Below are 20677 nucleotides of genomic sequence, written 5' to 3' on the forward strand. Positions count from 1 at the left end.
GTGGGGGGAGATAAGGCAGCGGGCGCGCAAATCAAAGCTTCCGCGCGCGGCGGTGGCAGGCGGCGTTCATTTACGCTTACGGGATCGCGAGGAAGAACCGGCCCACTACCGGGAGCCCTCGCATGTCCCTCGCCCACCGCCTGTTCCAGCACCTCCTCGCCGCCGCGCCGCCCGCCCTCGGGCTCACCGCGCTCGGCTGCGGCCTGGCGATCGCGGCGCTCGATCGGGGCGAGGCCGCGCTGCAGGTCGGGCCCGGCGAGATGATCCGCTACCTCCCGGAGTCGCGCATGCAGCCGGCGCCCGGGGTGGCCACGGCGGTCGAGGCCATGCGGCTCGCCGGGCAGGGGCTGCAGGCGCGGGCGGAGGGCGAGGCCTGCCGCTTCGACGCCGCGGCGATGCGGCAGGCCCCGGGCAGCCTGCTGGTCGTCGCCGTCGAGCCCGGCGGCGCCATGCTGCATCTCCGCTGGGCCGGCGGACCGACCGATGCCGCGGCCGATTGCGGCACGGAGGCCGAGATCAGGCTGAGCCGGGAGGGATTCGTCCGGCTGCGCAACCTGGCCGCCTTCGGCCTGCCGGCCCTGCCGCCGGCCAACTTCTGAGGCCGCGCGGCGGGGCCGGCCGTCACCCCCCGCGCGCCAGCAGCGCCCGCGCCATGCGGTCGAACTCCGCCACCGTCAGCGTCTCCGCCCGCCGCTGCCCCTCGATGCCGGCGGCGGCCAGCAGCCCCTCGGCATCGCCCAGGGTCTTCAGCGCCCCCCGCAGCATCTTTCGCCGCTGGCCGAAGGCGGCCGCGGTCAGCCGTTCCATGGCACGGAACAGCGCCGGGCCGGGATCCTCCGGATGCGGGACGAAGCCCACCACCGCCGACCAGACCTTCGGGGCCGGGCTGAAGGCGCCGGGCGGCAGGCGCAGCAGCAGGCCGCAGCGGCAGCGCCACTGCGACAGCACGGCCAGCCGCCCATAGGCCTCGGTGTCCGGGGCGGCGCAGATGCGCTCGGCCACCTCCTGCTGGAACATCAGCGCCATGCCCTCCAGCGCCGCGGCGCCGCGCAGCCAGCCGACCAGCAGCGGCGTCGCCACGTTGTAGGGCAGGTTGGCGACGATCTTCCGGGGTGCCGGCAGCAGCGCGGCCGGGTCGATGGTCAGCGCATCCGCCTCGATGACGCGGAGCCGCCCGGGGAAGGCCGCCTCCAGCTCCGCCAGCGCCGCCACCGCGCGCCGGTCCAGCTCCACCGCCGTGACAGCCGCGGCCGGGGAGGCGAGCAGGGCGCGGGTTAGCCCGCCCGGACCCGGCCCCACCTCCAGCACCTGCCGCCCCTCCAGGTCGCCCGCCAGGGCGGCGATCCGGCGGCACAGCGCCTCGTCCAGCAGGAAATGCTGGCCGAGCGACTTGCGCGCATCCAGCCCGTGCCGGGCGATGGTCTCCCGGAGCGAAGGAAGCGTCCCGCTCAGCTCCGCATCTCGATCTGGGCGCGCCGGCGCAGGTCGCGCTGCAACTGGCGGGACAGGTTCTCCACCCGGTCGCGAAGGAGCTGCTGCTTCGCCTGGTCGGGCGTCAGCTCCGCCAGGTTCCGCTGCTCCCGGCTGCAGACCATCATCACCAGCACGCCGTCCGGCGTCAGGATGGGCTGGGAGGCCTTGCCGGGCGCCAGGCCCGCCAGCAGGTTCTTCAGCGGCGGCGGGTTCAGGGTCTCCAGCCGGATCGTGCCGGGATCGACCGGCCGGTCGCCGCCGGCGCCGCGCGCCGCGGCCTCCACGGCCTCGCAGCCCCGCGCCCCGGCGGCCAGCCGCTGCGCCTTCTCCACCTGGTCGCGCTGCTGCTGCGTCGGGGCGTTCGGGTCCAGCGTGCCGGCGAAGGGGAAGAAGGCCTGGCGCATGGTGATCAGCGTCGCCAGGTCGCGCCCGCTCTCGCGCTTCTGCCGCAGGGCGACGATCTGGAAGCCGCCGGGCACGCGGATGGGGTTGCTGACGGCGCCGGGCGGCATGCGCTCGATGACGGTGAAGACCTCGGGGTCCAGCTCCTCCTTGCGCACCCAGCCCATGTCGCCACCCTGCAGCGCGGTCTGCGCCTGGCTGAACTGGGTGGCGGCGATCGGGAAGGGCGTGCCGCGCCGGAGCTGGCCGATCACGTCCTCGACGAAGCGCCGCGCCTCCGCCTCGGCCGCGGGGTCGTCGACGGGGATGAAGATCTCGGAGACCAGGTATTCCGGCTCGCCGACCCGCGCCTGGGCGCTGCGGATGGCCTCCTGCACCTCGGCCTCGCTCGGCTCGGCCGTGGGGCCGAGCTGCTGGCGCAGCAGCCGCGCCCAGCCGATCTGGGTGCGGATCTGGTCATAGAGCACGCGCGGCGCGACGCCGATCTGGGTGAGCTGGGCGCGCAGGTTGCCGGGCGGCAGGTTGTTGCGCTTCTCGAGCTCGCCGATCGCGTCCGCGATATCGGCATCGGTCACCGGGATGCGGCGGCGCTGCACCTCCTGCATGCGCAGGCGCTCATCGACCAGCAGGCGGGTGACCTGGGGGGTCAGGCGGTCCAGCGTCTCCGGCGCCACGGCGATGCCGGCATTGAGGGCGAAGAGCCGGGCGCGGCCGATCACGTCGGCGCGGCTCACCACCTCGCCGTTCACGACGGCGACGATGCGGTTGGCCTGGGCGGCCGCCTGGGATTGCGGCGGAAGCTGCGCCGCCGCGCGCTGCCCGAAGGCGGGCGCCGCCAGCAGCAGGGCCAGGGGCAGCAGGAGGGATCGGGCGCGGAGCGGGGAGCGCGGCATGGCCCCGCTCTCTACAAGGCAAGCGGCGGGAGGGCTAGGGCGCGCCGGCGAACCAGGCCTCGAAGGCGAGGAAGGTCGCCTCCGCCGCCGCCAGCATCTCCGCCCGCCGCGCCGGCTCGGCGCCGCAATGCTCCAGCGCCGCGCAGCAGGCCCGCCACATCGCCCCGTGCCGGGCGCCATGGCCGAGCAGGAAGCGCCGCCCCGCCTCCCCCGGCGGCAGCAGCCCGTCGAGCGCGCGGGCAAGCTGCCGGCCGCCGAGCGTCGAGCCCTCCGTCACGTAGAGGCAGCCGAGGGCGCGCGGCACGGTGCCGAGCGCCGGCAGCGGCGCGAGCGGCACCGGCCCTGCGGAAGCCCCGAGCGCGGCCCCGAGCGTGGCAAGGTCGGCCTCGATCAGCCCGGCCCGCCGCCGCTGCGCGATGTCGATGCCCCAGGGGATGAGGGAGGGGCCAAGGGAGGGGGCATCGGCCAGCGCCGCCTCCACCGCCGCGTGGAAGCCGAGCAGCCGCCGCAGCAGGGCGACATAGCCCGCCCGGCCGATCCGCCCCTCTGCCAGGGCCTGCAGCGCGGGCAGCCCGTGCAGCCGGGCATGGATCGCATCCGTCGCCGCGCGCAGCGCGTCGCGCGCCGTCGCCGCTGCCGCCGCGCTCATTCCTGGGCCGGCCCCGCACCAGGCTCCTGCGCGGCGTGGCGGATCAGCCCTTCCAGCACCTCCGCCGCGCGGTGGGCGGAGATGCGGACCTGCTCCAGCATCTCCGGGATGCGGGCGACCTCGACGCCCTCGGTGATCTCGAGCGCCGCGAGCTGGGCATTCTCCACCACCGCCTGCAGCAGCGTGCGGTAGACAAGGTCGGACTTGGATTCGAGCGGCCCGGCGCGCAGCCGGTGGCTCTCCAGGATGCCCTCCTGGAAGCGACGGCGGGCGGATTCGACCGCCTTGCGGTCGGAGAGGTCGGTGAAGATGAAGACGAAGCCCAGCGCCCGCTCGGGCGCGGAGAAGACCGGGTCGGCGCGGACCAGCAGCGGCAGCTCGCCCTTGGCGGTGCGCAGATGCACCTCGCCGCGCCAGCTCCGCTTGTTCCGCAGCACGTCGTGCAGGCGCAGCGCGACATCGGTCCGCTCGACGAAGAGCGGCAGCAGCTCCTCCAGCCGCTTCGGCGCGGCCGGCGCGTCCTCCAGGCCCGTCGCCGCCGGCGGCAGCAGGCGGATGAAGGCGTCGTTCGCCAGCAGGATCCGTCCCTCGGAATCCCCCACCACCGCCGGCTGGTCGGCGCGGCCGACCTGGCGGCGCACCTGCTCGAGCTGGTCGAGCGCGATCAGCATGCGCACGGCGCGGAACTGCAGGATCACGTCGGTGACGGTGTCGCCGATCAGCCGCGCGGTGGCGAGATCGGTCGGCGTCCAGCGCTCCGCCGTGCCCTCCACCACCTGGTGCCACTGCGCGAAGGAGCGGCGCGGCGAGAGCTGCGCGGGGTCGTCGCCGACCAGCACCGGCTTGAAGGGATCGCCGCCCCAGATGACGGTCTGCACCTGCTCCGGCCGGAACCAGATCAGCCATTCGCCCGGCGTCTCGGAGACCCGGGTCGCCAGCAGGCCGGCGGCGCCGGGCGTCAGCGCCGCGAATTGCGGCTCCTCCTGCGCCAGCGCCGTGCGGGCGATCACCGGCGCGCGCGGCTGCGCGTCCAGCCAGGCGCCGAGCGCGCGCAGCTCGCCGGTCGAGGGCACCTCGCCGGCGAAGATCACCTGGCCCTCGAAGAGCAGCGCGGCGCCATTGGCGTTCAGCGGCTGCAGCAGGGTCTGCGGCTGGTCGAACAGCGCGCCGCGCCAGTCGCCCTCCCGCCCGATCGCCTCGATCATCCGCTGCTCGAGCCGCCGGACGGCGAGCTCGGCCTGCGCCTGCACGAAGCTCTCGAGCGCGGCGAGGCGCACGCCGACCGCCTCCGACAGCAGCTCGCAGGCGGCGCGGATCGGGAAGGCCGTGCTGCGCGGGGTATTGTGGTGGCAGGCGACGAGGCCCCAGAGCCGCCCGCCCACCATCAGCGAGGTGACGAGGGTCGCCGCCACGCCCATGTTCCTCATGTACTGCACATGCATCGGCGAGATGCTGCGCAGCATGGAGAGCGAGAGGTCGGTGTCCTCGCCCGTCAGCGGCGAGTGGCGCGGCAGCAGCGGCACCGGCGCGTAGCCGATATCGGCCAGCATGCGCACGCGGTTGCGGACATAGAGGCGGCGCGCGATCTGCGGGATGTCGGAGGCCGGGTAGCGGTTGCCGAGATAGGGCTCGAGCTCCGGCCGGCGCTGCTCCGCCACCACCTCGCCATGGCCCTCGTCGTCGAAGCGATAGACCATGACGCGGTCATAGCCGGTCAGGGCGCGGAAGATCCGCGCCGTCTCCTCGCAGAGCATGCGCGGCGAATAGGTGGAGAGGATGGCGGCGAGCGCCTTCTCCACCCGCTGCGAGAGGTCCGGCGCCTCGCCCGGCCGCTCCAGCTCCAGGATCACGCCCGCGCCGGCCTCGCTGCCCTTCGCGCTGCCGGGCGTGCCATGCGGGGCCGGGCGGTGCACCAGCCCGTCGAAGGTCGCCGCCGGCCAGCCGGCGGTGCAGCGGAGCGCGGCCGGGATGGCGTCCAGCCGCTGCGCCAGCACCGGGGCGATGCGCGCGGCGAGATCGCCGCCCAACGCCTCCAGCCGCCGGCCGAGCGGGTCCAGCCCGAGGAATTCCGGGGCATTGGCGCTGGCCTGCACCACCGTCAGGTCGGGTTCCCGCAGCAGCAGCAGGACGCCGTGCGGCTGGATGGAGGCAGAGAGGTGGATCTGCTCCCGCTCGCAGTTGGAGAGGTCAGCCTGGCCGAAAGGCAGCGCAGTGGACGCTGTCGAAGCCAGGCCCGTCATCCATCCCCGTCCCGTCCCGTCTCGCTCTCGGCATCGAGGCCGTAGCGGTTGAGCTTCATATAGAGGCTCTGGCGGCTGAGACCCAGTAATTCCGCCGCTGCCGTCCGTCGACCATTGGCCAGTTGCAGGGCGATGTCGATGCAGTGGCGTTCGATCACCGCCGCGGTGTCGCGGACCAGGGCAGGCAGGGGGGTGCGGCCGACCTGGCCGGTGATGTCGGAAAGGGCGAGGCGCAGCGGGTCGTCCGAGGGCGCCGGCGCGAGGCGACGGCTGACGTCGCGGATGACGACGGCGACGCTGTCCGCCGCCGCGCCGGTGCCGAGCACGGCGGAGATCTCGACCTCCGCCTCCGCGCCCATCTCGCCGGTGAGGCTGGTGCCGAAGAGGCGGACGCTGCCATGCTGCTGGAGCTGGCCGAGCAGCACCGCCAGGGTCGCGCCCGGGCGGGCCAGCCAGCGGTCCAGCGACTCGCCGATCACTTGCGACGGGGCGCCGGCCTGGGCGAGGTCGAGGAAGGCCCGGTTGGCGCGGCGGATCACGCCCTGCCGGTCCAGCAGCAGGAAGGCGTCGGGGATCTGCTCGATGATCTCCTCGAGCTGCACGGCCTCGGGCGGCACGGGGTCGGGCGCGAGGCCGACCGGGGCGAGCTGCAGCAGGAAGACCGGCGCGGGGTCGGAGGCCATGAGGGTGGCCTTCATGGTCCAGGGCGCCTGCTCCGGCCCCATGCGCACCATGATCCCGGGCACGCGGCCGAGGCGGCGGGCGCGCAGCAGCATGGTCTCGACCGTCTCCTGGTCGCGCGGCGCGACCTCCTTCAGCACCTCCCAGCCCGGGGCGATGCCGAGGCTGCGGATGGCCGCCGGGTTGGCCTCCACCACGCGGAGCGTATCGGCGCGGACCAGCAGCACGGCTTCCGAGGAGGCGTCGAAGAGCAGGCGGGAGCGGGTCTCGATCTCCCGCAGCTTCCAGTAGTCCTGCTCCCGCGCCTGCTGGGCAGCGAGGAGACGGGACTGGAGCTCCGCCACCGCCTGCAGGTTCTTGCCCACCGCGACCAGGCCGGACTGCCCGCCGAGCCGGACGGTGGTGTATTCCATCGGCACTTCCAGGCCGCTCGGGAAGCGCTGGGTGAGCTGGTGGAAGGCGGAGACGCCGGCGGTGCGGGCGTCGTTGACCATGCTGCGGACGCGATCGACGCCGACGGTGCCGACGGTCTCGGCCCAGGGGCGGCCGACCCAGTCCTGCACCGCCTCGCCGGTCATGGCCTCGGAGAGGGCGACCCCGCGGATGACCCCGTCCATGTCGAGGGTCAGGGTGACATCCGGCTGGGCTATGGTGACGCGGCTCATCGACGCGGCCTTCCCGGGCCATCGGGCGGGTGGAAGGCGGCCAGGGCCTTGCCCATGGGTCCGTGATCCTCGAACGGGTTGATGCGCCGGGTAACGCGGGGCGCAACGATCACGTTGCAAGGTGTGGGCCCGGCAAGCGCCGGCGTCAATGCGCGATTGCGATTTCCGCGCCGAGTCGCGGCTAATGAGATCCCAGCATATGGGCGCCGATGGACTGCGCATCGGCGCCCTGCCCCGGCGTCTCGTGCACCACCCGGCCGCCATGCATGACCACGATCCGGTCGGCCAGTTCCAGGATCTCGTCCAGGTCCTCCGAGACCAGCAGCACCGCCGCGCCGGCATTGCGCGCCGCCATGATCCGCGCCCGGACCTCCGCCACCGCCTTCACGTCGAGGCCGAAGCAGGGATTGGCGACGATCAGCAGCCGCACCTCCCCGTCCAGCTCCCGCGCCAGGACGCAGCGCTGGACATTGCCGCCGGAGAGCACGCCGATCGGCGCCTCGGCCGAGGGGGCGCGGACGCGGTAGGCGCCCATCAGCCGCCTCGCCCGCCCCACCATGCCGCGGCGGTCGAGCCAGGACCGCTTCCCGCCCCGGGCGTCGCGGTCGAAGGCGCGGAGATTGAGATTCTCGGCGACGCTCATGCGCGGGACGCAGCCGTTGCGCAGCGGCTCCTCCGGCAGCACGCGCACCGCGCGGGCCTGGGCGAGGTCGCGGGAGCCGTCATAGGGCGCGCCCTCCACCAGGATGGCGCCGCCCGAGGGGGCGCGCTGGCCGCCGAGCACCTCCACCAGCGCCGACTGGCCATTGCCCGAGACGCCGGCGATGCCGACGATCTCCCGCGGGCGGACGGCGAGGGACTCGATCGCGAGGCCGGCGCGGCCCTGGTCGCCCCGGGTGGTGACCCCGCGCAGTTCCAGCCGCGGCGCGGGCTCCGGCGCGCCGAGCCGCTCGGGCTCGGAGGGCGCCTGCGGCTCGCCGATCATCATCGCCGTCATGTCGGCAGGCGTGAGCCCCCGGGCCGGCCCGCCGCCGGTGCGGCGGCCGCGGCGGAGCACCGTCACCTCGTCGGCGAAGCGGGCGACCTCCTTCAGCTTGTGGGAGATGACGATGGCGGTGATGGCGCCGGAATGCGCGAGGCCGCGGACCAGGCCCAGCATCTCCTCGGCCTCCTGCGGCGTCAGCACGCTGGTCGGCTCGTCCAGCACCAGCAGCCGGCGCTCGAGGTAGAGCTGCTTCAGGATCTCGGTCTTCTGCCGCTCGCCGGCCGCGAGGCTGCCGACCTCGGCATCCAGCGGCACCTGGAAGGGCATGCGCCGCATAAAGGCGTCGAGCGCCACGCGCTCCTTCGCCCAGTCGATCACCGCGGGGACGTTGGCGCGGGACATCACCAGGTTCTCCGCCACCGTCATGGCGGGGACGAGGGTGAAGTGCTGGTAGACCATGCCGAGGCCGAGCGCATCGGCATCGGCGGGGCGGCCGATCTCGACCTCCCTGTCGTCCACCAGGAAGCTGCCGGCATCCGGGCGGTAGTAGCCGAGCAGGCACTTCACCAGCGTGGACTTGCCGGCGCCGTTCTCGCCGAGCAGGAAATGCATCGAGCCTCGGGCGACCTTCAGCGACACCTTGTCGAGGGCGGTGAAGCTGCCGAAGCGCTTGTCGATGCCGATGGCCTCGATGGAGATGGCTGTGGTCATGCCAGGCCCTTCAGGAACGTCTCGCTGTCCGCCACCGCGCCGAAGACGCCGCCCTGCATCGTCACCATCTTGATTGCCGCCGCATGGTTGCCCGGGTCGGTGGCGCCGCAGCAATCCGTCAGCAGCAGGCATTCGAAGCCGCGGTCGTTCGCCTCGCGCATGGTGGTGCTGACGCAGACATCGGTGGTGATGCCGGTGAGGATGAGGTTGGTAATGCCCCGGGTGCGGAGGATCAGCTCGAGGTCGGTGGCGCAGAAGCTGCCCTTGCCCGGCTTGTCGATGACGACCTCGCCCGGCAGCGGCGCGAGCTCGGGGATGATCTCCCAGCCCGGCTCGCCGCGCACCAGGATGCGGCCGCAGGGGCCCGGGTCGCCGATGCCGGCGCCGATGCGCCGGCTGCGCCAGCGCTTGTTCTCCGGCAGGTCGGAGAGGTCGGGGCGATGCCCCTCCCGCGTATGGATGACGTGGCAGCCCTTCGCGCGCATCGCCGCCATGACGCGGCGGATGGGCTCGATCGGCGCGCGGGTGAGCGAGAGGTCGTAGCCCATGGCATCGACATAGCCGCCCTGGCCGCAGAAATCGGTCTGCATGTCGATGACGATGAGCGCCGTGTTGGCGGGGCGCAGGTCGCCGTCATAGGGCCAGGGATAGGGGTTGGCGTCGATCATGCTGTGGCTCCCTGAAGGTCGGGGAGGAGGGGAACCTCCTCCCCGAACCCCTCCACCCTTTTTCTGTGAGTTCTGCACCCGCCGCGCAGCGGCACCCGACTCCCAGAAAGCGGTGAGAGGGGGTGCGGGGGAGAGAGGTAGCCCTCTCTCCCCCGCTCACTCCGCGGCATCCTTGTAGGTCTCGCCGTAGCGCCGCGTCGGCTTCGGGAAGCCGCAGCTCGTCCCGTCGGTGAAGCGCACGCTGTCCTCCCAGGGCAGGCGGTACTGTCCGGCGACCAGGTCCTGCATGTAGGTGTAGGGGCAGTCCCCTGCCCCGCCCGCGACCGCGGTGAAGCCGCGATGGCCGAACTGGTAGATGTTGTTCTCCACCGCCCAGTGCGCCCGGGCCTCCCGCACCAGGTCGGGGCGGACCTCGGCGGTGACGATCTCGTCGGCGCGGCCGTTCCTGCCATCGGCGATGATGCTGCCGTCGAAATTGCAGACCATCGCCTCCCCCATGGAGTCGAAGGTGCCGTTGCTGCCGCACATGCAGACATTGGCCGTCACCATCAGGTTCTGGAAGGCATTGGCCTGGTTGGTGAAGCGCCAGGCCTCGCGGATCGGCGCGGTGTAGCCGGCGGTGCGCAGCATGATCTCGGCGCCCTTGTAGGCGGCCTCGCGCGCCATCTCCGGGAACATGCCGTCATGGCAGATGATCAGCGCGATCTTCGCGCCCTTCGGCCCCTCGATCACCGGGATGCCGAGATTGCCCGGCTCCCAGGGCTCCACCGGCACCCAGGGGTGGAGCTTGCGGTAGTAGAGCTTCAGTTCGCCCTTGTCGTCGAGGATGATGCCCGAGTTGTAGGGATAGCCGCCGGGGTTCCGCTCCATCAGGGAGAAGCAGCCCCAGATCCCGTGTTCCCTGCAGGCCGCCTTCCACAGCGCGACCTCAGGCCCGTCCAGCGAGCAGGTCACCTCGTCCCGCGTGTCCATGGACAGGCCGTGCAGCGCGTATTCCGGGAAGACCACCAGGTCCATGCCCGGCATGTTGCGGCGTGCCTTGCCCACCATGGCGGCGATCCGCTCCGCCTGGCGCGTCACGTCGGCGCGGGTCTCGATCACCGGCAACTGCAGTTGCACCAGGCCCAGCACGACGCCGTTCGGCGACTTGTTCAGCCCACCCAGTCCGTTCATGGCGATGTCTCCCTCAAATGGCCGGTCAGCGCCCGATGGACAGCTCGCCCGGCATCCCCTTCAGCGTCCGGCCCGGCCGCACGGTGGCGATCAGGATCGCCAGCGTCACGGCATAGGGCGCGGCGTAGAACAGGTAGTAGCCCCAGGTGATGCCGATGGTCTGCAGGCTCGGCCCGAGCGCGCCGGCCGCGCCGAAGAGCAGCGCGGCGGTGATGCAACGCACCGGGTTCCAGCGGGCGAAGACCACCAGCGCCACCGCCATCAGGCCCTGGCCGCTGGACAGGCCCTCGTTCCAGCTCGCGGGATAGCAGAGCGAGAGGAAGGCGCCGCCGATGCCGGCCAGCGCGCTGCCGGCCGCCGTCGCCAGGAAGCGCATGCGCCCGACCGGCAGGCCGAGGGCGCGCGCGGCGTCCTCGCTCTCGCCGACGATCCGCACGCGGAGCCCGAGCCGCGTCGCGCGGAACATCCAGGCCATGGCGAAGGCGGCGGCGATGCCGAGGAAGAGGAGCGGGCTGACGGCGAGCGCGTTTTGCAATTGCGGGCTCTCGGCCCAGGCGCCGAGCGGGATGTTCGGCAGCAGCGGCGCCGAGGGCTGGACATAGGGCTTGCCGAAGAAGAAGGCGAGGCCGGTGCCCGCCAGCATGATGGCGATGCCCATGGCGACGTCGTTGACGCCCTTCAGGCCGCAGACCGCGCCGTGCACGCCGCCGATGGCCATGCCCGCGAGCATGGCGGCCAGCACGCCGAGCCAGGGGCTGTCGGTCTCGTAGCTGACGGCATAGGCGATCATGGCGCCGAAGACCATGACGCCCTCATTGCCCAGGTTGATCCGCCCGGCGCGCTCGGTCAGGCATTCACCGAGCGAGACGAAGAGGAAGGGCGTGCTGACGCGGAGCGCGCCGCCGAGCATGGCGACGAGGACGGTGGCGATCGCGTCCATCAGGCCTCCGTCCTCCGCGGCTGGAACCAGGCGAAGCGGCCGAGCAGCGTGTCGCTGGCGAGGATGGCGATGAAGATGAAGCCCTGCAGCACCAGGACCGTCGCATCCGGCAGGTCCATCCGCCGCTGCAGCAGGCCGCCCGCGGCGCCGAGCCCGCCGAGCAGCACCGCCATCGGGATGATGGCGAGCGGGTTGTGGCGGGCGAGGAAGGCGATGAGGATGCCCGACCAGCCATAGCCGGCGATGAGCGAGGCATTGGCCCGGCCATGCACCGCCGCAACCTCGACCATGCCGGCGAGGCCGGCGCAGGCGCCGCCGAGCAGGCAGGCGCCGATCATGAGGCGCTCGACCGGCAGGCCCTGCAACTGCGCCGCCCGCAGGTTGCCGCCGGTGACGCGCCCGGCGAAGCCGAGCGCGGTGCGCGCGATCAGCACCCAGGCGCCGATGCAGGCGAGCAGGCCGAGCAGCAGGCCGGGATGCACGTCGGTGCCCGGCAGCTTCGGCAGCATGAGCTCGTCGCCGAGGCCCCAGGTGGAGGGCTTGTTGAGGCTCGCCGGGTCGCGCAGCAGCCCCTCGACCAGGTGGTTGAAGAGCGCGATGCCGATATAGGCGAGGACGAGGGAGGCGATGGTCTCGTTCACCCCGCGCCGCGCCCGGAGCCAGCCGGAGAGGCCGATCCAGGCGGCGCCGGCCGCCATGCCGGCGAGGGCCATGACCACCCAGACGAGGAGCGCGGGCGCGCCGAGGATGGGCAGCGCGGCGGCGATGGCGGCCAGCCCGCCGAGGGCGATCGCCGCCTCGCCGCCGATGATGACGAGGCCGAGCCGCGCCGGGATGGCGACGCAGAGCGCGGTGAGCAGCAACGGCGCCGCGCGCTGCAGCGTGTTCTGCAGGGAGAACCAGGAGCCGAAGGCGCCGCGCCAGACGAGCTCGACGAACTCGGCCGGCGAGCGGTCGAGGGCGAGGAGGAAGAGCGCGAAGCCCGCGAAGGCGGCCAGCAGGGCGAGCAGCGGGGCGAGCCCCGCCTCGGCCGCCCGCCGCCAGGGATACCAGCGATCGACGGGCGCGACATCCGCGCCCGAGATCGCGCCGACCGCCTCGGCCGCGCTGCTCATGCCGGCCTCAGGCGATCGCGCCGATGACGCCCTCGACCAGCCAGTTGGTCGATTCCAGCTCGATCGCCGTCTCGGGCAGCGCCTTGCCCTCGGGCACCACCACAGTGCCCTTGTTGTCGCGGAGCGGGCCGCGGAAGGCGGCGAAGCCGCCCTTCATGATCTCGGCCTTGACCTTGTCGGCGCGCTCCTTCGCCGCGGCCGGGACCGCCGGGCCATAGGGCGACATCTTCACGAAGCCCTCGGCGATGCCGCCGCGGACGAAATTGCCCGGCGCCCGGCCGGCCTGCATGTCCTTGGCGAAGGCCTCGTAGACCTTGATCCAGTTCCACTCGGCGCCGGTCAGATAGCCTTTCGGCGCGAGCTTGGCCTGGTTGGCATGGTAGCCGCAGGTGAACATGCCGCGCCGCTCGGCGGTCTCGATCACCACCTTCGGGCCGTCGACATGGCAGGTGACGACATCGACGCCCTGACCGGCGAGGCTGTTGGTCGCCTCCGCCTCCTTGACCGGCATGGACCACTCGCCGGTGAAGATGACCTGCACGGTGATGGAGGGATCGACCGAGCGGGCGCCGAGCAGGAAGCTGTTCACGTTGACCAGCACCTGCGGGATGGGCTTGGCCGCGACGAAGCCGAGCTTCTTGGTCTTCGTCGCATGCGCGGCGACGATGCCGTTGAGGTACTGGCCCATGCCGATATAGCCGAAATAGCTGCCCGTGTTCATCGGGTGCTTGCCCTGCTGCCAGAGCCCGCCGCAGTGGCGGAACTCGACCTTCGGGTACTTGGCGGCGACGCGCAGCATGTAGGGGTCGAAATAGCCGAAGGAGGTCGGGAAGAGCAGCGTCGCGCCGTCGAGCTTGATCATGCTCTCCATGGTGCGCTCGACATCTGCCGTCTCGGCGACCTTCTCCTCCTCGACGACCTTGATGTCCTTCAGCTTCTTCAGCGCGGCGGCGGCCTCGGCATGCGCCTGGTTGTAGCCGTAGTCGTCCTTCGGGCCGACATAGATGAAGCCGATGGTGGTGGTCGCGGCCGCGGCGGGCCGGGGCAGGCCGAGAGCGAGGGCGGGCGCGGCGAGGGCGGCGCCCTGGAGCAGGCGGCGGCGGGGCATCGGCTCGTCGAGGGGCATCGGTCGCTCTCCCAGGGCTCCGGCGGCAGGCCGGCATGGGACGGGATCAGCAACCCTCGTGCCAGCACCGCATCGGGCGGCGGCGCCTGGATCGGTGCCGGGTGCTGCCTGGAATTCGGGCAACGGCGTGTTTCAAAACATGTTTATATCACATAAAATTGTGGCACATTTGTTGCCCTCACCTGGGCCGGCGCAGCGCTGCGCCGCGGCCCCGGGCCTGTCCGGGCCGGCACGCATCCCTCGGGGGAAGGATCTTGTCGATGCGGATAGTCTCCACTGCGCTCCTCGCCGCGGCCCTGCTGGCCGCACCGCTCACCGCCTTCGCGCAAAGCGAGACCGAGGAGGCCGCGACGCCCGGCTTCGACGACACCTCGGCCGAGTACCGCTACGGCCCGAATTACCGCGAGCCGGGGATCCGCGGCATGGTGCCGAAGCACATCGTGACGCTGACCTATGTCGACGGCGGCAAGATGTGGAGCAACTTCGTCAACATGGACGTGCTCTTCTCCGCCGACAACGACCCGACGGGCAGCCAGGGCAAGCACGGCAACCAGGCGGTCGAGTTCTACGGCCTCTATCGCGGCGACCTCAGCCTGAACATGGCCACCCGCAGCACGATGTTCAGCCTGAACCCGGTGCTGCGCGACGTCTCCTTCCAGGTCGGCTTCGACGGCAACACCAAGAACACGGAATTCGCCTCCTCCAAGAAGCTGCTGGTGGTCGGCCCGAACTTCCACTTCAACACGCCGGGCTTCCTCAACATCGCCCTGCACTTCTCGAAGGAGTGGAACAACAACGGCATCGTGGACAAGCCGGTCACCTTCGACCCGGCCTTCGAGGCCGAGATGGTCTGGGCCATCCCGCTCGCCTTCACCGGCCTGCCGCTGAACTTCCAGGGCTTCTTCAACGTCGTCGGGCCGAAGGGCAAGGACGGCTTCGGGGCGGGCACCAAGACCGAGGTGCTGACCGAGCCGCGCCTGACCCTCGATCTCGGCGCGCTCGCCTTCGACAAGCCGCACAAGCTCGACGTCTCGCTCGGCTACCAGTACTGGCTGAACAAGTTCGGCAACAACCACGAGACGGTGCCGGGCGCGCTCGCCAGCACGGTCTTCGTCGCCGCCCGCTACCACTTCTGAGCGGCCGGGCCGGGGCAGCCTGCCGGCGCCCCGGCCGCGCGCGCGGCGCCGGCCGGGCGCGCAAAGAGCATATCCCGCTGGCAATTGGCGCCGGAATTCAGGGCAGCCCGCGGCAGCCCTGAAGCATTCTCGCAATGATCCTGCGGCGCGGGAATGCTCCGGGCTGCACCCGGTTTCCCTGGATGGCGATTTGTCCTGGCAGGGACCGAGACGCGGTGGTGGACGCGCCTGTCATGCGAGGGCGGGGCGGCCCCGGATCCGCCGGCGCCCGCTCGGCGCCAGGTGAGGCTGCGGCTGATACGCGGCGAGGCCGCCGCTCCGGGCTTACGCGGTGGGTTGTTCCGCCGGTCCAGACCCTCGGACCCGGGCGAGGCACAGTCATGCCTGGTCGCCCGCGGACATGAGGGAAGCTCTGCCTGAAACATTTTGCGTCCCGCAGCGAGAACCCGCATCGACCGCATCGGTTCTGCCTCTGTCCTGCCCGTGAGCGTATCGGCCCATCCGCGTCGCCGGATGTGCGGGGCAGGACCCGCAGACGGGGAGGAAGAACATGAGGAGCATCACATCCGGGATGATCGCCGCGACGCTCGCGGCGGCGGTCCTCGCCGCGCCTGCGGCTCTGGCGCAGCAGCAGGACCAAGGGGCGAGCGCGCGTCATGGGCAGGTCCAGCCCTCCCCCGAGGCGAAGGAGCACCTCGGGCAGGAGATCCGACTGTCCGAGGTTCCGCCGATGGTCCTGCAGGCGGCGCAGCGCGAACTCGGGGCGCCGGTCACGCGGGCGGAGAAGATGACCATCTACACCCGCCCGGTCTACGAACTGGCGGGCAAGAACGCCTCCGGTCAGGAGGTGAAAGTCAAGGTGAACGATGACGGCACCATTCTGCCGAGCGGAACCGAGCGCCGCTGACTGACCGCCCAGGCGGCGGTCCGATCTCGGGTGGCCCCGGCGTCGGAGCCAGCGCCGGGTGCATCGCCGTTCGGCCAGGCCGGGCAGCCACGTTCCATGATGGCTTCGCCGCGCACTCCGGGGTCCGCGCCCGCTGTGGTCAACCGCCATGCAAGAACGCCTGCCTGGCAGGCTGCCGGGTTCCTGTCCGGCCTGGAAGCGGCGCCTCTGGCGGACATGACAGGGTTCAGTCCGTTCGGCCGCGACCGGGCCGTCCTGCTGCCGCCGGACGCCAGGGACTGGCTGCCCGCGGACGACGCGGCGCATGTCGTGATGGCGGCGGTGGAGCGTGGTCCGCCCGGCGCCGTCGCGGCGCGGGCGGTGACGGCGTGGCCCCTACCGGCCCGCCGGATCGGGCGACGCACCGCGGGATCACCGCCGGAGCAGGCGCCAGTAGAGCGGATGGCGGCCCTCCCGCAGCGCCTTGGCCTCGTAGCGGGTGGGCGGCCAGCCCTCGGGCCGGGCCGTGGCCGGTGGCGGAACGTCGAAGAGGTCCTGCGCCGCCATGACCTCGGCGGTCCAGGCCTGGTAGGTCGGGTCGTCGGTGGCGATCCGCCACTCCCCGCCCGGCCGCAGCACCCGCGCCACCACCGGCAGCAGCGCCGGATGGACGAAGCGCCGCTTGGCGTGCCGCGCCTTGGGCCAGGGATCGGGGAACATCAGGAAGAGCCGGTCCAGCGAGGCCGGCGGCAGCAGTCCGAGCAGGTGCCGCGCATCCTGCGGCCAGAGCCGGAGGTTGGGCGGCAACGGCCCGGTCGCCTCCTCCCCCTCCTCCACCAGGCGGGAGAGCAGGGAGCAGAGGCCGTTCTCGAAGACCTCGGAGGCGATGTACCCGACCCGCGGGTTGGCCTCGACATGCGCCAGCGCATGCTCCCCGCCGCCGAAGCCGACCTCGAGCCAGAGCGCCTCGACGGGGATGGCGAAGGCGGCGCGCGGGTCGGTGGCCCCGGCGGGCGAGAGGCGCAGGCGGGGCAGGGTCTCGTCCAGCAGACGCTGCTGGCGCGGGCGGAGGGGATGGCTGCGGCGGCGGCCGTAGAGGCGGTCGGGCACGCCCTCGGCGAGGGGGGGACGATCAGCGGTCATGCGGCGATGTACGCCAGGTGGGAGGGGAGGGAACTCCCCTCCCACACCCACCCTACCTTTTTCTGTGGGTTTGCAGGTTCAACCTGCAGACTCGGAGAAAAAGGAGGTTGTGGGGGGTGCAGGGGGGAGAAGGAGTTCCCTCCTTCTCCCCCCTGCCATCACCGCCCGAAGGCGCGCTTCAGCTCGGGCGCCAGGATATCCGTGCGCTCCCAGGTGAAGGTATCGGCCTTGAGGTCCGGCGCCTGGCCGAAATGGCCATAGGCGCTGGTCACCGCATAGATCGGCCGGTTCATGCGCAGCATCTCGCGGATGCCGCGCGGGGAGAGGTTCACCATCTCCTGCACCACGGAGGCGAGCTTCACCTCGTCGATGTCCTTGCCCGTGCCGTGCAGGTCGAAATAGACCGAGAGCGGCTTGGAGACGCCGATGGCGTAGGAGACCTGGATGGTGCAGCGATCGGCGAGGCCCGCCGCCACCACGTTCTTCGCCACGTAGCGCGCGGCATAGGCCGCCGAGCGGTCGACCTTGGTCGGGTCCTTGCCGCTGAAGGCGCCGCCGCCATGCGGGGCCGCACCGCCATAGGTGTCGACGATGATCTTGCGGCCCGTGAGGCCGGTGTCGCCGTCCGGCCCGCCGATGACGAACTTGCCCGTGGGGTTGACGTAGAACTCGGGCTCCGGCGGGAACCAGCCGGCCGGCAGCACCTCCTTCACGATCGGGCGGATGAGCTCCTTGATCTCGGCCTGCTCCAGGCCCTCGGCATGCTGGGTGGAGACGACGACGCAGGTGACGCCGACCGGCTTGCCGTCCACGTAGCGCAGCGTCACCTGGGACTTCGCATCGGGCTCGAGCCCCTTGGCGCGGGCGTCGCCGGCCTTCCGGTACTGCGCCATCTTGCGCAGGATCTGGTGGGCGTAGAGCAGCGGCGCGGGCATCAGGTCGGGCGTCTCGTTCGTCGCGTAGCCGAACATGATGCCCTGGTCGCCGGCGCCCTCGTCCTTGTTGCCGGCGGCATCCACGCCGACCGCGATGTCGGCGGACTGGCCATGCAGGTAGTTCTGGAACTCGGCATGCCGCCAGGAGAAGCCTTCCTGGTCGTAGCCGATGTCCTTCACCGCGGCGCGGACCTTCTCCTCGAGCCCCTGCATCACGCTGTCGGGGCCGCGCACCTCGCCGGCGAGGATGATGCGGTTGGTGGTGACGAGCGTCTCGCAGGCAACGCGGGCATAGGGATCGGCGGCCAGGTAGGCGTCGATGACGGTGTCCGAGATCCGGTCGGCGACCTTGTCGGGATGGCCCTCCGAGACGGATTCAGACGTGAAAAGGTATTCGCCCTTGTCGCGCATGGCGTCGTTCGTCCTCTTGTCGCGCGGGGACACCGGCGGGCCCCGGCCTGGCCTCACCGGCGGGGGTGCGGGCTGCGCCGCGCACCCCACCCGGTCCCCGGCTGTTTCGCAGCCAAGGTGGAGGGGGTCAAGGCCAAAGATATAAAGACATGCTTATGTGGTGGAACAGCCTGCTCGCCATCCCGCGGGGGTGTCAGGCCATGCCGAGCACATGCTTCATGTCGTAGAGCCCTGGCGCCTTGCCCTGCAGCCAGAGCGCGGCGCGCACCGCCCCCGTTGCATAGACCCGTCGGTCGAAACTGCGATGGGTCAACGCGATGTGCTCGGAGGCCGCGGCGAAGAGCAGCGTGTGCTCGCCCACCACCTGCCCGCCGCGCAACGCGGCGAAGCCGATGCTGCCGGTCCCGCGCGCGCCGGTATGGCCGTCCCGCCCGCTCTCGGTCCCGGCCGCCTCCAGCGTCGTGCCGCGGCCGCGCGCCACGGCCCGCCCCAGCGCGACGGCGGTGCCGGAGGGGGCGTCCACCTTCTGCCGGTGGTGCATCTCGACGATCTCGGCGTCGTACTGCTCCGGCGGCAGGGCGGCGGCCATGCGCTCGGCGATCGCCAGGAAGAGGTTCACGCCGGGGGCGAAATTGGCGGCGTAGACGATCGGGACCTGCCGCGCCGCCGCGGCCACCGCCGCCTCCTGCTCCGCCGAGAGGCCGCTGGTGCCGAGCACGAAGGGCCTGCCGGCCGCGGCCGCGGCCGCGACATGCGCCGCCGCGGCGGAGGCATGGGTGAAGTCGATGACCACGTCGCTCGCGGCGAAGAGGGCGCCGATGTCCGGCAGCACGGGCGCCGGCAGCCCCGCCGCCGCGCCGGCCTCGCGGCGCGTGCCGCCGGCGAGCGCGGCGCCGGCCGCGAGCGCCTCCTCGGCCAGCAGGCGGCCCATGCGGCCGGCGATGCCGGCGATGCCGATGCGGACGGGCATAGGTCTATCTCCCCCGGGACGGAAAGGCTGCTCATGGCCGCGGGCCGCAGCGGCAGCAAGGCCCCGCCGCGGTGATCGCCATCATTCACCCTATCGATTGGAGAACGAGACCGGTCCGGATCATCCCTGCGGCACGTCCCGATGCGGACCTGCAGGAGATCATCCCATGGCGAAGCTCGCCGTCGTCTACCATTCCGGCTACGGCCATACCGACCGTCTGGCGCAATCCGTCCTGGCGGGCGCCGCCGGCGTCCCGGGCATCGAGGCCCAGGCGATCCGGATCGATGCCGAGGGCAACCTGCCCGAAGGCGGCTGGGAGGCGTTGGCCGCCGCTGACGCCATCATCTTCGGCTCGCCCACCTATATGGGCGGGTCCTCCTGGCAGTTCAAAAAATTCGCCGACGCGACGTCCAAGCCCTGGTTCGTCCGCGCCTGGCAGGACAAGCTGGCGGCCGGCTTCACCAACTCCGCCTCGCCCAACGGCGACAAGTTCTCGACCCTCCAGTACTTCGTCACCCTGGCCATGCAGCACGGCATGCTCTGGGTCGGCACCGGCATGCCGCCGGCGAGCCAGAAGGCCACGCCGCCGGATGCGGTGAACCGGCTGGGCGGCTTCACCGGCGCGCTGGCGGCGACGCCGGCGGATGCCTCGGTCGAGGAGATGAATGCCGGCGACCTCGAGACGGCACGGCTCTTCGGTGCCCGGGTGGCCGAGCAGGCGAAGCGCCTCCTCGGCTGATCAGGAGGAGCCGGGGGCGCCCCAGATCGAGCGGGCGCCCCAGTAGTCGTCCACCCGCCTTCCCCAGTCGCCGCCGGACCAGTCCGGCATTTCCGCCGCCGTATAGGCCGGCGCATCCCGGAGACGGTCGGGGTCGAGGTCCACGGCATAGCCGCCGCGCGCGGTGTCGTAGCGGAGGACCGACCAGGGCAGCGGGTGGAAGCGCTCCCCGAAGCCGAGGAAGCCGCCGAAGCTCATCACGGCATAGGCGACCCGGCCGGAACGCTTGTCGAGCATGACATCCTCGATCGTGCCGAGCTGCCCGCCGTCCTGGCCGAAGACCGGCGTGCCGGCGACCTTGCCGGCGGCGATCAGGGGGCGGGGCTCGTCCGGCGCGGGATCCTCGGCGGCGAGGCCGGGCGTGACGGCGCCTTCCGTTCGGGCCATCCGGCGCTCCTCGATGTCGGGACAGGGATTCCGGGGCGGGGGGGGGGCGGGCGGCGGTGCGGGTGGGACCGCGTCCGCACCGCCGCCTGCCAGAACCGCCGCTGGGGGGATGCGACGGTCGGCTGTCAGAACGCCGCGCCCCGATGGCGGTTCCCGCCGAATCGATCGATCCGAATCGGTTCGGCGACGGGGCCGGGCGCCAGAGCAGATCGCCGCAGAACGGAAACGCTCGGAGGCGTGAATCTGCTCTGCAAATCAAAAGCCTAGAGCATTCTCAAGCTGCAGGGTCAGCGGGAGAATGCTCTAGCGC

Annotated in this window: 19 protein-coding genes; 4 read left to right on the forward strand and 15 right to left on the reverse strand. The window is 72.1% G+C overall.

Going from position 1 to position 20677, the window contains the following annotated elements; genetic code table 11:
* Positions 1 to 122 precede the first annotated feature (122 nt).
* Positions 123 to 599 (forward strand): hypothetical protein, encoded by a 477-nt coding sequence (locus Q7A36_RS16490; RefSeq protein ID WP_305104820.1) that lies wholly within the window; start codon positions 123 to 125, stop codon positions 597 to 599.
* A gap of 22 nt (positions 600 to 621) precedes the next feature.
* On the opposite strand, the gene rsmA is transcribed toward Q7A36_RS16490, so the two are convergent.
* The 11 genes from rsmA to Q7A36_RS16545 form a co-directional block, all read right to left on the reverse strand.
* The gene (rsmA, locus tag Q7A36_RS16495; protein WP_305104838.1) at positions 622 to 1452 is read right to left on the reverse strand and encodes a 16S rRNA (adenine(1518)-N(6)/adenine(1519)-N(6))-dimethyltransferase RsmA; all 831 of its coding nucleotides are present in this window, start codon (positions 1450 to 1452) and stop codon (positions 622 to 624) included.
* Positions 1449 to 2768, reverse strand: coding sequence for a peptidylprolyl isomerase (locus tag Q7A36_RS16500; protein ID WP_305104821.1), 1320 nt, complete (start codon positions 2766 to 2768; stop codon positions 1449 to 1451). The genes rsmA and Q7A36_RS16500 overlap by 4 nt, the downstream gene beginning before the upstream one ends.
* 34 nt (positions 2769 to 2802) lie before the next feature.
* Positions 2803 to 3417 carry a biliverdin-producing heme oxygenase gene (locus tag Q7A36_RS16505; RefSeq protein ID WP_305104822.1) on the reverse strand — a complete coding sequence of 205 codons (615 nt, stop codon included), beginning with the start codon at positions 3415 to 3417 and terminating at the stop codon, positions 2803 to 2805.
* Positions 3414 to 5657 (reverse strand): GAF domain-containing protein, encoded by a 2244-nt coding sequence (locus tag Q7A36_RS16510; RefSeq protein ID WP_305104823.1) that lies wholly within the window; start codon positions 5655 to 5657, stop codon positions 3414 to 3416. Before Q7A36_RS16510 ends, Q7A36_RS16505 begins: the two co-directional genes overlap by 4 nt.
* Positions 5654 to 7003: a transcriptional regulator PpsR gene (gene ppsR, locus Q7A36_RS16515; RefSeq protein ID WP_305104824.1), complete on the reverse strand. Its 1350-nt coding sequence runs from the start codon at positions 7001 to 7003 to the stop codon at positions 5654 to 5656. The genes Q7A36_RS16510 and ppsR overlap by 4 nt, the downstream gene beginning before the upstream one ends.
* A gap of 181 nt (positions 7004 to 7184) precedes the next feature.
* Positions 7185 to 8699, reverse strand: a complete 1515-nt coding sequence (locus Q7A36_RS16520) for an ABC transporter ATP-binding protein (RefSeq protein WP_305104825.1) — start codon at positions 8697 to 8699, stop codon at positions 7185 to 7187.
* The gene (biuH, locus tag Q7A36_RS16525; RefSeq protein WP_305104826.1) at positions 8696 to 9367 is read right to left on the reverse strand and encodes a biuret amidohydrolase; all 672 of its coding nucleotides are present in this window, start codon (positions 9365 to 9367) and stop codon (positions 8696 to 8698) included. The genes Q7A36_RS16520 and biuH overlap by 4 nt, the downstream gene beginning before the upstream one ends.
* Positions 9368 to 9523: 156 nt before the next feature.
* Positions 9524 to 10540, reverse strand: coding sequence for a formamidase (locus Q7A36_RS16530; protein WP_305104827.1), 1017 nt, complete (start codon positions 10538 to 10540; stop codon positions 9524 to 9526).
* Positions 10541 to 10565: 25 nt separating this feature from the next.
* Positions 10566 to 11480, reverse strand: a complete 915-nt coding sequence (locus tag Q7A36_RS16535) for an ABC transporter permease (protein ID WP_305104828.1) — start codon at positions 11478 to 11480, stop codon at positions 10566 to 10568.
* Positions 11480 to 12595, reverse strand: a complete 1116-nt coding sequence (locus tag Q7A36_RS16540; protein ID WP_305104829.1) for an ABC transporter permease — start codon at positions 12593 to 12595, stop codon at positions 11480 to 11482. The genes Q7A36_RS16535 and Q7A36_RS16540 overlap by 1 nt, the downstream gene beginning before the upstream one ends.
* Before the next feature lie 7 nt (positions 12596 to 12602).
* Positions 12603 to 13721, reverse strand: a complete 1119-nt coding sequence (locus Q7A36_RS16545) for a BMP family ABC transporter substrate-binding protein (protein WP_305104830.1) — start codon at positions 13719 to 13721, stop codon at positions 12603 to 12605.
* A gap of 260 nt (positions 13722 to 13981) precedes the next feature.
* Here Q7A36_RS16545 and Q7A36_RS16550 point away from each other — a divergent pair, with 260 nt between their 5' ends.
* Positions 13982 to 14857: a hypothetical protein gene (locus Q7A36_RS16550; protein WP_305104831.1), complete on the forward strand. Its 876-nt coding sequence runs from the start codon at positions 13982 to 13984 to the stop codon at positions 14855 to 14857.
* Positions 14858 to 15428: 571 nt separating this feature from the next.
* Positions 15429 to 15764 (forward strand): hypothetical protein, encoded by a 336-nt coding sequence (locus Q7A36_RS16555; protein ID WP_305104832.1) that lies wholly within the window; start codon positions 15429 to 15431, stop codon positions 15762 to 15764.
* A 411-nt stretch (positions 15765 to 16175) separates the two neighbouring features.
* Here the strand turns inward: Q7A36_RS16555 and trmB are convergent, their stop codons facing one another.
* From trmB to dapB, 3 genes are all read right to left on the reverse strand, one after another.
* Complete coding sequence (trmB, locus tag Q7A36_RS16560) at positions 16176 to 16886, reverse strand: tRNA (guanine(46)-N(7))-methyltransferase TrmB (RefSeq protein WP_305104833.1); 711 nt, start codon at positions 16884 to 16886, stop codon at positions 16176 to 16178.
* 158 nt (positions 16887 to 17044) lie between these two features.
* The gene (gene metK / locus Q7A36_RS16565) at positions 17045 to 18232 is read right to left on the reverse strand and encodes a methionine adenosyltransferase (RefSeq protein ID WP_305104834.1); all 1188 of its coding nucleotides are present in this window, start codon (positions 18230 to 18232) and stop codon (positions 17045 to 17047) included.
* 193 nt (positions 18233 to 18425) lie between these two features.
* A complete protein-coding gene (gene dapB / locus Q7A36_RS16570; RefSeq protein WP_305104835.1) occupies positions 18426 to 19202 on the reverse strand; it encodes a 4-hydroxy-tetrahydrodipicolinate reductase in 777 nt (258 codons plus the stop codon).
* A 166-nt stretch (positions 19203 to 19368) separates the two neighbouring features.
* Between dapB and Q7A36_RS16575 the strand changes: the two genes are divergently transcribed.
* Positions 19369 to 19941 (forward strand): flavodoxin family protein, encoded by a 573-nt coding sequence (locus Q7A36_RS16575; RefSeq protein ID WP_305104836.1) that lies wholly within the window; start codon positions 19369 to 19371, stop codon positions 19939 to 19941.
* On the opposite strand, the gene Q7A36_RS16580 is transcribed toward Q7A36_RS16575, so the two are convergent.
* The gene (locus Q7A36_RS16580) at positions 19942 to 20367 is read right to left on the reverse strand and encodes a PRC-barrel domain-containing protein (RefSeq protein WP_305104837.1); all 426 of its coding nucleotides are present in this window, start codon (positions 20365 to 20367) and stop codon (positions 19942 to 19944) included.
* Between the last annotated feature and the right edge of the window lie 310 nt (positions 20368 to 20677).

The sequence above is a fragment of the Paracraurococcus lichenis genome, from assembly GCF_030657435.1.
Classification (GTDB): Bacteria; Pseudomonadota; Alphaproteobacteria; order Acetobacterales; family Acetobacteraceae; genus Paracraurococcus; species Paracraurococcus lichenis.